This window comes from Mycolicibacterium brisbanense, assembly GCF_001570425.1.
Lineage (GTDB): Bacteria > Actinomycetota > Actinomycetes > Mycobacteriales > Mycobacteriaceae > Mycobacterium > Mycobacterium brisbanense.
This window is the reverse complement of record NZ_BCSX01000004.1, coordinates 14,051-27,616: the sequence shown is the minus strand read 5'-3', so window position 1 is coordinate 27,616 and position 13,566 is coordinate 14,051. Positions and strand designations below refer to the sequence as shown.

The following is a 13,566-nucleotide window of genomic DNA, read 5'->3' as shown; positions in this document are numbered from 1 at the left end:
CCCAACTGTGAAAGAGATCTTGATGATCTCGGCGGCTGTGCTCGTGGTGGCGGGATGCGGCTCGGGGGATTCCACCGTCTCCAAAACGCCGGAGCCGACGGCCAATCCGGCCCCGACGACCACGTCGGCGGCGACGGCAGCGGCACCGCCGAAGCCGACGACCGCGGAGCCGGATCCGTGTGCGGTCAATCTCGCCGCGCCCGAGATCGCCCGTGCAGTCTCCGAGCTCCCCCGCGATCCGCGCAGCAATCAGGCCTGGAGCCCGGAGCCGCTGGCAGGCAATTACAACGAGTGCGCGCAGTTGTCGGCCATCATCGTGCGGGCCAACACCAACGCCCCGAACCCGAACACCCGCGCCGTGCTCTTCCACCTCGGCAAGTTCATCCCGACCGGGGTGCCCGACACCTACGGGTTCAACGGCATCGACAAGACCACCAGCACCGGCGACACCGTCGCGCTGCAGTACTCCGGCGGCTTCCACGGCCTGGCCAGCGTCGTGAAGTTTCGGTGGAACGGCAACGGTGTCGAGCTGATGGGCAATACCTGAGGGCGGGCATTCTTCGCGAAACAGCCGTGGTGGTCGCTAAATCCACACCTGCGCAGCCATGGCTTCATTTTGGCGGGGCTTGTCGGACCACTCGACCACGATCCCGCTATGGGGACGATATTCGTAGGCAGTGAAGCGGTAGCGCGTGGCGAACTGACGAGGGGCCGCCTGCGGGCGGCATATCGGTCGATATTTCCCGACATTTACCAACCGCGTATCGCCGATCCATCGCTTTATGCCAGTACGGTCGGCGCCTGGTTGTGGTCGGGGCAGCGGGCCGTGATCACCGGTCGGGCTGCGGCGGCGCTACACGGCGCCGAGTATGTCGACGAGGACTCTCCCGTCGAACTCATCTGGCGCAACAACCGACCGCCGCACGGCATCGTGACGCACAACGACCGATTGGCCGACGACGAGGTGGCCGCGATCAACGGGGTGGCAGTCACCACCATCGCGCGAACAGCACTGGACCTCGGCCGGTATCTACCACGGGGCGCCGCGGTGGCCCATCTCGACGCGCTGGCACGAGCGACCGGTGTGGCTTCTGAACACGTGCAGCCACTCATCGAGCGCTATCGGGGTGCGCGGGGAGTACGCCGGGCGCGCGAAGCGCTCGACCTGATGGACGCCGGTGCCCAATCTCCAAAGGAAACCTGGCTCCGGCTGCTGGTGATCGACGCCGGATATCCGCGGCCACGGACCCAGATCCCTGTGCTCGAACCCGATGGGTTCCCGTTTGCCTACCTCGACATGGGCTGGGAGGACATGATGATCGGGCTCGAATACGACGGGGAGCAGCATCAGGCCGATCGGAGCCGGTATGTGTGGGACGCGAAGCGCATACGGAAAGTACGTCGCCAGGGTTGGCTGCACATCCGGGTGATCAAGGAGGACCGTCCCCGCGACATCCTCGATCGGGTGCGCGAAGCATGGAATCGACGCGAGCGTGAAGCCATGGTCGCAAAGATGGCGGCGTAACAACCCTCAACACTGTTTCGCGGACCGCCGCTGTCGGGCCACTCACCTACAGTGACAACGTGTTCGTCACCGAGGACCGCGTGGTCATCTACAGCGCCTCGGACCTCGCGGCCGCGGCCCGCTGCGAGTACGCGTTGCTGCGCTCGTTCGACGCCCGCCTCGGCTGGGGCCCCGCGCCGACCGGTGACGACGAATTGCTTGCTCGCACCGCCCAACTCGGCGATGAGCACGAGCAGCGTCACCTCGACGAGCTGCGCGCCGACACCTCGGTGACGGTCATCGGCCGGCCCGCCTACACCGTCGCGGGGCTCACCGCCGCGACCGAACAGACGCTGGACGCCGTGCGCAACCGCGCCCCGGTGATCTATCAGGCCGCCATGTTCGACGGCCGGTTCGCGGGGTTCGCCGACTTCCTGATGTTCGACGGCGAGCGCTACCGGCTGCGCGACACCAAACTGGCCCGCTCGGTCAAGGTCGAGGCGCTGCTGCAGCTCGCGGCGTACAACCAGGCGCTGACCGCCGCGGGTGTGCCGGTGTCCGATGAGGTCGAGCTGGTGTTGGGTGACGGCGCCGTGGCCTCCTACCCGGTCGACGAGCTGCTCGGCGTCTACCGGCCGCGCCGCGAGGCCCTGCAGCGGCTGCTCGACGAGCACCTCGCGGCCGGCAAGCCCGTCAGCTGGGCCGACGACGTGCGGGCGTGCTTCCGCTGCCCGGAGTGCGCCGAGCAGGTCAGCGCACACGACGATCTGCTGGTGGTCGCAGGCATGAGGGTGACCCAGCGGGCGCGGCTGATCGACGCGGGGGTCACCACGGTCGCCGAACTGGCCCGCCACGAGGGCCCCGTGCCCGATCTGCACCCCCGCATCCTGGCCAACCTGACCGCGCAGGCACGGTTGCAACGTGCCGACCGGGTCGATGGCAGACCACCGTTCGAAGTGGTCGACGCCGCGCCGCTGATGCAATTGCCCGACCCGGACAAGGGCGATCTGTTCTTCGACTTCGAGGGCGACCCGCTGTGGACCGACGACGGCAAACAGTGGGGTCTTGAGTACATGTTCGGCGTGCTCGGCACCAAGGCCGAGGACTTTCACCCCCTGTGGGCGCACGACCGTGCCGAGGAACGCCAAGCCCTGCGCGACTTCCTCAAGTTGGTGCGGCAACGGCGCAAGCGCTATCCGAACATGCACATCTACCACTACGCGGCCTACGAGAAGACGGCGCTGCTGCGGTTGGCCGGGCGCTACGGTGAGGGCGAGGACGCCGTCGACGAACTGCTGCGCAACGGCATCCTCGTTGACCTGTACCCGTTGGTACGCAAGAGCATTCGCATAGGCACCAAGAACTACAGCCTCAAATCACTTGAGCCGCTGTACATGGGGGCGCAGCTGCGCAGCGGCGACGTCACCACTGCCACCGACTCCATCACCCAGTACGCGAAATATTGCGCGCTGCGCACCGAGGGCCGCCACGACGACGCAGCCGTCGTCCTCAAGGAGATCGAGGACTACAACCGGTACGACTGCACGTCCACCCGCAAGCTGCGGGACTGGCTCATCAACCGGGCCATCGAGTCGAGCGTGCCACCGCTGGGTGCCCAACCCGTGGCCGATGGAGGGCCGACCGAACCGGAAGACCAACTGGCCCGCACCCTGCGCCGCTTCGTCGGCGACGCCGAACGAAAACCCGAACAGCAGGCCGTGGCGATGATCTCGGCCGCCCGCGGCTACCACCGCCGCGAGGACAAGCCCTACTGGTGGGGACATTTCGACCGGCTGAACCACCCGGTCGACGAATGGGCAGACAGCACAGGGGTTTTCGTAGCCGAGGAGGCGACCGTCGTCACGGACTGGCACACCCCGCCACGGGCCCGCAAACCGCAGCGACAGGTATTGCTACGCGGCATGCTGGCCAACGGCGAGCTGAGCCGCGAGATGTATGCCCTCTACGATCCCCCCGCCCCCGACGGTCTCACCGATGATCCGCAGCGCCGGGCGTTCGGATCGGTACAGGTACTCGAGTGCGACGACGCCGCAGCCCCAACCGAAGTCGTGATCACCGAGCGGGAACCCAAGGGCGGCACGGTGTTCGATCAAACCCCGTTCGCGCTGACGCCGGGGCCGCCGATCCGCACCACGGCCCTGCGAGAATCGATCGAAGCCACCGCGGCCCAGATCGCCGCGAGCCTGCCGCGATTGCCTGCCACCGGTGTCATCGACGTGCTGTTGCGTCGGCCGCCGCGCACCCGCAGCGGCACCGCCCTGCCCCACGATGACCGACCGGTCGAGGAGCAGATCACCGCCGCGCTGCTGGGTCTGGACTCGTCCTACCTGGCCGTGCACGGCCCACCCGGAACCGGCAAGACCTATACCGCCGCGGCGGTGATCGCGAAGCTGGCCAATCTCCACCATTGGCGCATCGGCGTGGTGGCGCAGGCGCATGCGGTGGTGGAGAATCTGTTTCGCGATATCGTCAAGGCCGGTGTCGACCCCGCCCGGGTCGCCAAGAAGGGCCGCAGCGACAATCCCTGCTGGACCGAGCTCGACGAGAAGGACTATCCGGCGTTCATCTCCGAACACGAGGGTTGCGTGATCGGCGGTACGGCATGGGATTTCGCCAATGCGACGCGGGTGCCGCCGGGCAGCCTCGATCTTCTGGTCGTCGAAGAAGCCGGGCAGTACAGCTTGGCCAACACCATCGCCGTGGCGCCTGCTGCGGCCAATCTGCTACTGCTGGGTGATCCACAGCAGCTGCCTCAGGTCAGCGCGGGCACTCACCCCGAACCGGTGGACACCTCGGCGCTGGGCTGGCTGGTGGGCGAGCACCACACGTTGCCCGCGGAGCTCGGCTACTTCCTGGACCGCTCCTACCGCATGCACCCCGCGGTGTGTGCGGCGGTGTCGCGCTTGTCCTATGACGGCCGGCTGCATTCGGTGGACGCGGTCACCGCGGCCCGCAGACTCGACGGCTACGAGCCCGGGGTGCGACTGCTGACGCTCGAGCACGACGGCAACGCCACCGACAGTCCCGAGGAAGCCGACGCCATCGTGGCGGAAATCTCGCGGCTGCTCGGGACGACATGGACCGACGAGAGCGGCAGCGGCCCGCTGACCCAGGAGCAGGTGCTGGTCGTGACGCCGTACAACGCGCAGGTGGTGATGGTGCGCCAACGGCTCGACGCCGCCGGATTGACCGAAGTTCGGGCCGGCACGGTCGACAAGTTTCAAGGCCAGCAGGCACCCGTGGTCTTCATCTCCATGGTGGCGTCGTCGATCGACGATGTACCCCGCGGAATCTCGTTCCTGCTCAACCGGAATCGCCTCAACGTGGCGGTGAGCCGGGCCAAATACACCGCCGTGATCGTGCGTTCGGCGGCGCTCACCGATTATCTGCCCGCCACTCCGGCAGGCGTCGTCGAATTGGGTGCATTTCTCGGGCTCGGTACTCTCAGAACAAAAGAGTTCACCGAGCCGAAGGAATCTGCGTGGGCAAGATAGTGACAATCGAGTACGTCGACGACCTCGACGGGGTGGAAATCGACGCAGACGTCGTTGACACCGTTGAGTTTTCATATCGCGGGCAGGACTACTCGCTCGTCTTGACCACCAAGAACGGCGCCCAGTTCGACAAGGACATGGCTCGCTACATCACCGCGGCCAAGAAAGCGCAGACCCGCGACGCCAGGGCCGCCCGCAAGAAGGCCCGGCCGGAACCGCGACAGTCGGCCAAGCCCAAGGCAGCCCCGCAGCGCAAGGCCGCGTCACGTAAAGCCGCCGCCGCCGCGCCGTCGGGACCCGAGCATGTGCGGGCAGTGCGCGAGTGGGCCGTGGCCAACGGCCATAACGTCTCCCGGCGCGGCCGCATCCCGGCGTCCATCATGGATGCCTACAACGCCGCGCACTGACGTCGCGCTAATCCCCCGGCCGCGAATGCCTGCCGTACGACGGGTTGTCGTCGGGGTCCCCGCCGTAGTGATTGCCGTTGACTCGGCGGTGTTCCCCGCTCGGCGGCTCCAAGGGCCGGAAATGCTGCCCGGCATCAACGTGAAACCCGTTGTGCGCATGGCCGATCAGCTCGTCTGACGAATTCTCGGGCATGTCGGCCATGAGCCGGTTCAGAATTGCCTGCCACGGGTCCTCGTCCTCTTCCGCGGCAGTGGCCGCGGGCGGTGCGGGGGTGCTCAGCGGCTCGGTGACGGGATCGGGTGCGGGCGCAGGCTCGTACTCGGGCTCGGGCTCGTACTCGTGTTCGTCGTCCCACTCCACGGTGTACTCGATGTACTCGTCGTCGTCGGGATAGTCGGGCAGGTACTGGTTGACCGGGCCCACCACGCGCAGCACCTCGGTCGGTTCGTCGTCGTCATCGACGTCATCGACCTCGTCGGCGTAGCTGTCTTCGACGACATCCGGACGGTCACCCGAGCCACGCAGGAACAACGCCGCGACCACACCGAAGAGCGCGACGAATGCGGGCAGCAGCATCGACTGGGCCATGGCCGTGGCGAACGGCTCGTGCAGGAACCCGGGCAGCACCGTCACGGCAGTCTCGGCGCGGGCCTGCACCACCGCGGGGCCCGGCATCTGCCTGCCGATCTCCCACGTCATGAAGGCCGCGATGCCGGCACTGCCCAGCACCGAGCCGACCTGCCGGGTGGCGTTGTACACACCCGACCCGGCGCCGGCGAGGCTCGGCGACAGATTGCGGGTCGCGGTCGCGGCCAGCGGCGACCAGATGAATGCCATACCGACGCCCATCAGCACCTGCGGCAGCACCAGCCGCCAGATCGGCGTGACCGGGGTCATCTCGATCGACAACCAGGTCAGGCCGACGGCCATGGCGGCGAAGCCGAAACCGACCACCGGCCGCGGATGCGAGCGGTCCACGATGCGGCCCACCAACGGTGCCAGCAAACCGCTGGCGATCGCGGTCGGCGCGACCAGCAGTGCCGACCGGGTCGGCGACAGGCCGCACACCGACTGCGAGTAGAACATCAGCGGCAGGATCATCGCCGTCACGGCGAAGCCGATGGTGGCCACACCGATATTGGCCAGGCTGAAATCGCGGTCGGCAAAGATGCGCAGGGGTATCAGCGGTTCGGCGGAGTTGACCGACTGCCAGTAGACGAAGCCGACCATCACCCCGACCCCGGCCGCCAGCGCGCCCCACACCCACGGCGCCCAGTGGTGCGCATGTCCTTCCTGCAGCGCGAACACGATGAGAAACATGCCGACCGCGGACAACGTCACACCGAGCAGGTCGAACTCGTGCGGCGCGGTCGGCAGCACGGGCACCAGCCAGAGGGCAAGAACGAAGCCGATGATGCCGATCGGCACGTTGACGAAGAAGATCCACTGCCAGCCGAGACCACCGACCAGGACGCCGCCGGCGAGCGGGCCGACGAGCGTGGCCACCCCCGCGGTGGCGCCCCACACACTCATGGCGACGCCCCGCCGCTCGGGCGGGAAGATGCGGGTGATGGTCGAGAGGGTCTGCGGCGTCAACAAGGCCGCACCGATCCCCTGGACGACGCGCGCGGCGATCAGTATCTCGATGCTGCCCGCGAGCCCACAGGCGAGCGACGCCACGGTGAACAGCGCCAGCCCGGCCAGGTAGAGGTTCTTCGGTCCGTACACATCGCCGAGCCGGCCCGACACCAGCAACGGCACGGCATAGGCCAGCAGGTACGCGCTGGTCACCCAGATCACGCCGTCGTAGTCGGCGCCCAACCGCTGCATGATGGTCGGATTGGCGACGGCCACGATGGTGGCGTCGAGCAGGATCATGAAGAAGCCGACCATCATCGCCCACAACGCGTTCCACGGGTTGTGGCTGGCAGTGCGGCCCGCGAACCGGGCGTTCAAGGTCTCGAACATGTGATCAGTGAGGGGACGGCAACGAACTGGCCCCCGCCGACGCTACGGACCCACCCCCCTCCCGACAAGTCGGCGTGCCGGTGGAGACCCGTCAGGCAGGTTCGGCGACGGCTGCGGGAACGATGTCGCCCACAGTCTCTTCACCGCGTCGCAAGCCGACGGCCAGCAACGCGGACAGCGCGATCACCACACCGAGCGTCATCACCACCGACAACGCCAGCGCCCCGTTGCCCAATGCGCCGACCAGCGGCGCGATCGCCGCACCGAGCCCGAACTGGGCGGCACCGAGCAGCGCGGCGGCGGTCCCTGCCGCATCGGGATGACGTGACAGCGCGATCGCAGGGGCGTTCGGGATCACCAGACCCATGGCCGCCAGGATGGCGAGCACCGGTGCGATGAATCCGGCCAGCCCGCCGACCTGGGCGAGCGTGAGCCCGATGAACAACAACCCGGCGACCGAAGCCGCCGCCAGCGCCGCCACGGTGATCGCCTGCGGGGTGAAGCGCCGCAGCAGCACCACGTTGAACTGCGTCGACCCGATCAGCGCGACCGCACCCGCAGCGAACACCAGCGCGAACGCTTGCTGGTCAAGCCCGAAGCGGCCCTGCAGCACGAACGGCGCCGCCGAGATGTAGGCGAACAAACCGGACATGCCGAGGGCGGCGACCAGCACCAGGATGACGAAGCGCGTATCGCGCAGCAGCTCGGCATAGGTGGCGAGAATGCTGCCGACGTGCAACGGGCGCCGATGCGACACCGGCAGCGTTTCCGGCAGCGCGAACACGGCCATCAGCAACAGCGCACCGGCCAGCAGCACCAGCGCGACGAACACCCAGTGCCACGAACCCTTCAGCAGCACGGCCGCGCCCAGTGACGGCGCGAGCACCGGCGCCACGCCCAGCACCAGCATCAGCCGGGACATCACCGTGGCAGCGGCCGAACCCGCGAACAGGTCACCGACGACCGCGACAGCCACCACCGCGGCAGCGGCCGCGCCCATGCCCTGCAGGCCGCGCGCGACGCCGAGAGTTGCGATGTTCGGGGCGAAGACACAGAGCAGCGACGCCAGCATGTGCAGCACGATGCCGCCCATCAGCGGCCGCCGCCGGCCCAGTGAATCCGACAGCGGACCCACGATGAGCTGGCCCAATCCCAGGCCTGCGAGCGTTCCGGTGAGCGTGAGCTGAGCGATCGACGACGACACCGAGAGCTCGTCTGCGATCTTCGGCAGCGCGGGCAGATACATGTCGATGGTCAGTGGGCCGAGGGCGATCAGGGCGCCCAACACCAGAATCATGCGGGTGCGGCTCACGCCGGGATTCTGGCTGGCTGTCGTCTCGTCCACGTGGGGCGATGATGCCATGGAAATGGTTAGCCACGCATCGCAGTTTTTTATTCCGTGACAGGTGTCACGGACGGAAACCCTGCACCCGTCGCCGCACGTTCCCCAAGGGTTAGCCTGGACATTCAGCCGATGTTTGTCGGTCCGCACGTGGGGAGGCCCCGAAGTGAGCGCTCGGTCCACCAAGAAACAGTTGCCGGCAGTCCGCGATGGAGCCGACGAGGATCCCAGCGCTGCGGCGAAGGTGCTGTCGGCGATCCTGGAGCGCAGCGCCCGCGTGCAGGCGCCCGCGGTCAAGGCCTACGTCGACCGGCTGCGCAATCAGCGGCCCAACGCCACCCCCGCCGAGATCATCACCCGGCTGGAAAAGCACTACCTCGCCGCCGTGATGGCCAGCGGCGCAGCGGTCGGCTCGGCCGCGGCGTTCCCCGGTATCGGCACCCTTACGGCGCTGTCCGCGGTGGCCGGTGAGACCGTGGTGTTCCTGGAGGCGACGTCGGTGTTCGTGCTCGCCGTCGCCGAGGTCCACGGCATCCCCGCCGACCACAAAGAGCGCCGACGTGCCCTGGTGCTCGCGGTGCTCGTCGGCGAGGACAGCAAGCACGCGATCGCCGACCTTCTTGGCTCCGGGCGGACCAGCGGGGCCTGGCTGTCCGACGGTGCAGCAACGCTGCCATTACCCGCGGTGTCCCAGCTCAATTCGCGACTGGTGCGGTTCTTCGTCAAGAAGTACACCCTCAAGCGCGGCGCCATGGCGCTGGGCAAGATGCTGCCGGTCGGCATCGGCGCCGTCGTCGGTGGCGTGGGCAACCGGCTCATGGGTAAGAAGATCATCGGCAACGCACAGAAGGCGTTCGGGCCACCCCCGCCGAGGTGGCCCGCAACCCTGCATGTGCTGCCGTCCGCACAGTCCTGAGGGCCCGCGACAACACGTCCTGCCCAGATGGGCGGTGCCTGGTCGCCGTCGGCTCGGAGGCGCTAGCCTTTAGACGGCGGTCACGCAGGTCACCGCAGACACAACGAAAAGACGAGCGGCGAGCCCCCTTGCCACGGCTTGCCGAGACCAAGAATCGAGGCGAGCAGCTGCCGTGACCAGTTCACCTTCACCATTCGGGCAGAACGAGTGGTTGGTCGAGGAGATGTATCGCAAGTTCCGCGAGGATCCATCGTCGGTGGATCCGAGTTGGCACGAGTTCCTCGTCGACTACTCCCCCGAACCAGCGACCGACGCTACGGCCGCCAACGGCCAGTCGGCGACGCCCGCCGCGCCCGCCACCCCGGCTGCTCCCCCGGCCCCGGCCGCCCCGGCGGCTCCCGCCCCGGCTACTCCAGCGGCGCCGGCCGCCGCTGCCGCCCCGGCGGCTCCCGCACCCAAGCCGGCAAAGTCGGTGACGGTGGCCGAGGGTGATGAGTCGCAGGTGTTGCGCGGTGCTGCGGCTGCTGTGGTGAAGAACATGAACACCTCGCTGGAGGTACCCACCGCGACCAGCGTGCGGGCCATCCCGGCGAAGTTGATGATCGACAACCGCGTCGTGATCAACAACCATCTCAAACGCACCCGCGGCGGCAAGATCAGCTTCACCCACCTGCTCGGCTACGCGATCGTGCAGGCGGTCAAGAAGTTCCCGAACATGAACCGGCACTTCGCCGAGATCGACGGCAAACCGAATGCGGTCACGCCGGCGCACACCAACCTCGGCCTGGCCATCGACCTGCCCGGCAAGGACGGCAACCGCCAACTGGTCGTCGCCGCCATCAAGAAGTGCGAAACCATGGCCTTCGGCCAGTTCATCGCCGCCTACGAAGACATCGTCCGGCGCGCCCGCGACGGCAAACTCACCGCAGAGGACTTCTCCGGCGTCACCATCTCGCTGACCAACCCCGGCACCATCGGCACCGTGCACTCCGTGCCCCGCCTGATGGCCGGGCAGGGCGCCATCATCGGCGCAGGCGCCATGGAGTACCCGGCCGAGTTCCAGGGTGCGAGCGAAGAACGCATCAACGAGGTCGGCATCGGCAAGCTGATCACCCTGACCTCGACCTACGACCACCGCATCATCCAGGGTGCGGAATCCGGCGACTTCCTGCGCACCATCCACCAGTTGCTGCTCGACGACGAGTTCTTCGACGAGATCTTCCGCGAACTGGGCATCCCGTACGAGCCCGTGCGGTGGCGCACCGACAACCCCGACTCGATCGCCGACAAGAACGCGCGCGTCATCGAACTGATCGCGGCCTACCGCAACCGCGGGCATCTGATGGCCGACATCGATCCGCTGCGGCTGGACAAGACCCGCTTCCGCTCCCATCCCGACCTGGACGTCAACACTCACGGCCTGACCCTGTGGGATCTGGACCGGGCGTTCAAGGTCGACGGGTTCGCCGGCAAGCAATACATGAAACTGCGCGACATCCTCGGCCTGCTGCGCGATGCCTACTGCCGCCATGTCGGCGTGGAATACACCCACATCCTCGAACCCGAACAGCAGAAGTGGCTGCAGGAGCGTATCGAGGTCAAGCACGCCAAGCCCACGGTCGCCGAGCAGAAGTACATCCTGTCCAAGCTCAACGCCGCCGAAGCGTTCGAGACCTTCCTGCAAACCAAATACGTTGGGCAGAAACGTTTCTCACTGGAAGGCGCGGAAACCGTCATCCCGATGATGGACGCCGCGATCGACCAGGCCGCCGAACACGGCCTCGATGAGGTCATCATCGGCATGCCGCACCGCGGCAGGCTCAACGTGCTGGCCAACATCGTCGGCAAGCCCTACAGCCAGATCTTCACCGAGTTCGAGGGCAACCTCAATCCGTCGCAAGCCCACGGCTCCGGCGATGTGAAGTACCACCTCGGGGCCTCGGGGAATTACATCCAGATGTTCGGCGACAACGACATTCAGGTGTCGCTGACTGCCAACCCGAGCCACCTGGAGGCCGTCGACCCGGTGCTGGAGGGCCTGGTGCGGGCCAAGCAGGACCTGCTCGACAACGGCGCCGACGCCGAAGGGTCCCAAACCTTCCCGGTGGTGCCGCTGATGCTGCACGGCGACGCGGCGTTCGCCGGGCAGGGCGTGGTCGCCGAAACCCTCAATCTGGCGTTGCTCAAGGGGTATCGCACGGGCGGCACCATCCACATCGTGGTCAACAACCAGATCGGGTTCACCACCGCGCCAACGGATTCGCGGTCCAGCGAGTACTGCACCGACGTCGCGAAGATGATCGGCGCGCCGATCTTCCACGTCAACGGCGACGACCCCGAAGCCTGCGCCTGGGTGGCGCGGCTGGCCATCGACTTCCGCCAGGCGTTCAAGAAAGACGTCGTCATCGACATGCTGTGCTACCGCCGCCGCGGTCACAACGAAGGCGACGACCCGTCGATGACCCAGCCCTACATGTACGACGTCATCGACACCAAGCGTGGTTCTCGCAAGGCCTACACCGAATCCCTCATCGGCCGCGGCGACATCTCGATGAAGGAAGCCGAAGACGCCCTGCGCGACTACCAGGGTCAGCTGGAGCGGGTGTTCAACGAGGTCCGCGAACTGGAGAAGCACGCCGCCGAACCGAGCGAATCGGTGGAAGCCGATCAGCAGATCCCGCAACGGCTCGCGACCGCGGTCGACAAATCGTTGCTGGCCCGGATCGGCGACGCGCACCTGGCCCTGCCCGAGGGGTTCACCGTGCACCCGCGCGTCAAGCCGGTGCTGGAGAAGCGTCGGGAGATGGCCTACGAAGGCAAGATCGACTGGGCCTTCGCCGAACTGCTCGCCCTGGGTTCCCTGGTCTCCGAAGGCAAACTGGTCCGGTTGAGCGGCCAGGACACCCAGCGTGGCACGTTCACCCAGCGCCACGCCGTCATCGTCGACCGTAAGACCGGCGAGGAGTTCACCCCGCTGCAACTGCTGGCCACCAACACCGACGGCACCCCCACCGGCGGCCGGTTCCTGGTGTACAACTCGGCGCTGTCCGAATACGCCGCCGTCGGTTTCGAATACGGCTACTCGGTGGGCAACCCCGACGCCATGGTGCTCTGGGAAGCCCAGTTCGGTGACTTCGTCAACGGTGCGCAATCCATCATCGACGAATTCATCTCCTCCGGTGAGGCCAAATGGGGCCAGCTGTCCAACGTCGTGTTGCTGCTGCCGCACGGACACGAAGGCCAAGGCCCCGACCACACCTCCGGGCGTATCGAACGGTTCCTGCAGCTGTGGGCCGAAGGGTCGATGACCATCGCGGTGCCGTCCACGCCGGCCAACTACTTCCATCTGCTGCGTCGCCACGGCCTTGACGGGATCCAACGCCCGTTGATCGTGTTCACACCCAAATCGATGCTGCGCAACAAGGCCGCGGTCTCCGACATCCGCGACTTCACCGAACAGAAATTCCGCTCGGTGCTCGAAGAGCCCACCTACACCGACGGTGACGGTGATCGCAGTAAGGTCACCCGAATCCTGTTGTGCAGCGGCAAGATCTACTACGACCTGGCCGCCCGCAAGGTCAAGGACAAGCGCGACGACGTGGCCCTCGTGCGGCTCGAACAACTCGCGCCGCTGCCCAAGCGCCGGCTGGCCCAAACCCTGGACCTCTACCCGAACGCCACCGACAAGTACTGGGTCCAAGAAGAACCCGCCAACCAGGGCGCCTGGCCCTCAGTCGGGCTCACCCTGCCCGAAGTGCTCCCCGAGTACTTCAACCCCATCAAACGCATCTCCCGGCGCGCGATGTCCGCACCATCGTCCGGATCGTCGAAGGTGCACGCCGTGGAGCAGCAGGAGATCATCGACCTCGCGTTCGGGTAGCCGGTAGCTGGCGCGGGTTCGAATCACCGCGCA

At 67.1% G+C, this 13,566-nt stretch carries 8 protein-coding genes; 6 read left to right on the top strand and 2 right to left on the bottom strand.

Annotated elements, in window-relative coordinates:
• The first annotated feature begins 22 nt into the window (after positions 1-22).
• The 4 genes from RMCB_RS01400 (at position 23) to RMCB_RS01385 (ending at position 5,426) form a co-directional block, all read left to right on the top strand.
• The gene (locus RMCB_RS01400) at positions 23-547 is read left to right on the top strand and encodes an LppP/LprE family lipoprotein (RefSeq protein ID WP_276064597.1); all 525 of its coding nucleotides are present in this window, start codon (positions 23-25) and stop codon (positions 545-547) included.
• 108 nt (positions 548-655) lie between these two features.
• On the top strand, positions 656-1,525 hold the full coding sequence (locus RMCB_RS01395) for a type IV toxin-antitoxin system AbiEi family antitoxin (RefSeq protein WP_062827326.1): 870 nt from the start codon (positions 656-658) through the stop codon (positions 1,523-1,525).
• A gap of 59 nt (positions 1,526-1,584) precedes the next feature.
• Positions 1,585-5,019, top strand: coding sequence for a TM0106 family RecB-like putative nuclease (locus RMCB_RS01390; RefSeq protein ID WP_062827325.1), 3,435 nt, complete (start codon positions 1,585-1,587; stop codon positions 5,017-5,019).
• Positions 5,007-5,426 carry a histone-like nucleoid-structuring protein Lsr2 gene (locus tag RMCB_RS01385; RefSeq protein ID WP_029366626.1) on the top strand — a complete coding sequence of 140 codons (420 nt, stop codon included), beginning with the start codon at positions 5,007-5,009 and terminating at the stop codon, positions 5,424-5,426. The genes RMCB_RS01390 and RMCB_RS01385 overlap by 13 nt, the downstream gene beginning before the upstream one ends.
• 7 nt (positions 5,427-5,433) lie before the next feature.
• On the opposite strand, the gene RMCB_RS01380 is transcribed toward RMCB_RS01385, so the two are convergent.
• Both RMCB_RS01380 and RMCB_RS01375 read right to left on the bottom strand, forming a co-directional pair.
• Positions 5,434-7,395, bottom strand: coding sequence for an MFS transporter (locus RMCB_RS01380; RefSeq protein WP_062827324.1), 1,962 nt, complete (start codon positions 7,393-7,395; stop codon positions 5,434-5,436).
• Positions 7,396-7,486: 91 nt separating this feature from the next.
• Entirely contained in the window at positions 7,487-8,758 is a 1,272-nt protein-coding gene (locus tag RMCB_RS01375) for a multidrug effflux MFS transporter (RefSeq protein WP_062827323.1), read from the bottom strand.
• A 145-nt stretch (positions 8,759-8,903) separates the two neighbouring features.
• Between RMCB_RS01375 and RMCB_RS01370 the strand changes: the two genes are divergently transcribed.
• On the top strand, positions 8,904-9,653 hold the full coding sequence (locus RMCB_RS01370) for a hypothetical protein (protein ID WP_029366622.1): 750 nt from the start codon (positions 8,904-8,906) through the stop codon (positions 9,651-9,653).
• Positions 9,654-9,825: 172 nt separating this feature from the next.
• A complete protein-coding gene (locus RMCB_RS01365; RefSeq protein WP_062827322.1) occupies positions 9,826-13,533 on the top strand; it encodes a multifunctional oxoglutarate decarboxylase/oxoglutarate dehydrogenase thiamine pyrophosphate-binding subunit/dihydrolipoyllysine-residue succinyltransferase subunit in 3,708 nt (1,235 codons plus the stop codon).
• Positions 13,534-13,566: the final 33 nt, after the last annotated feature.

Coding starts and splice junctions, on each gene's coding strand:
- RMCB_RS01400 (WP_276064597.1), top strand. CDS start 23: ATGATCTCGGCGGCTGTGCTCGTGGTGGCGGGATGCGGCTCGGGGGAT.
- RMCB_RS01395 (WP_062827326.1), top strand. CDS start 656: ATGGGGACGATATTCGTAGGCAGTGAAGCGGTAGCGCGTGGCGAACTG.
- RMCB_RS01380 (WP_062827324.1), bottom strand. CDS start 7,395: ATGTTCGAGACCTTGAACGCCCGGTTCGCGGGCCGCACTGCCAGCCAC.
- RMCB_RS01375 (WP_062827323.1), bottom strand. CDS start 8,758: ATGGCATCATCGCCCCACGTGGACGAGACGACAGCCAGCCAGAATCCC.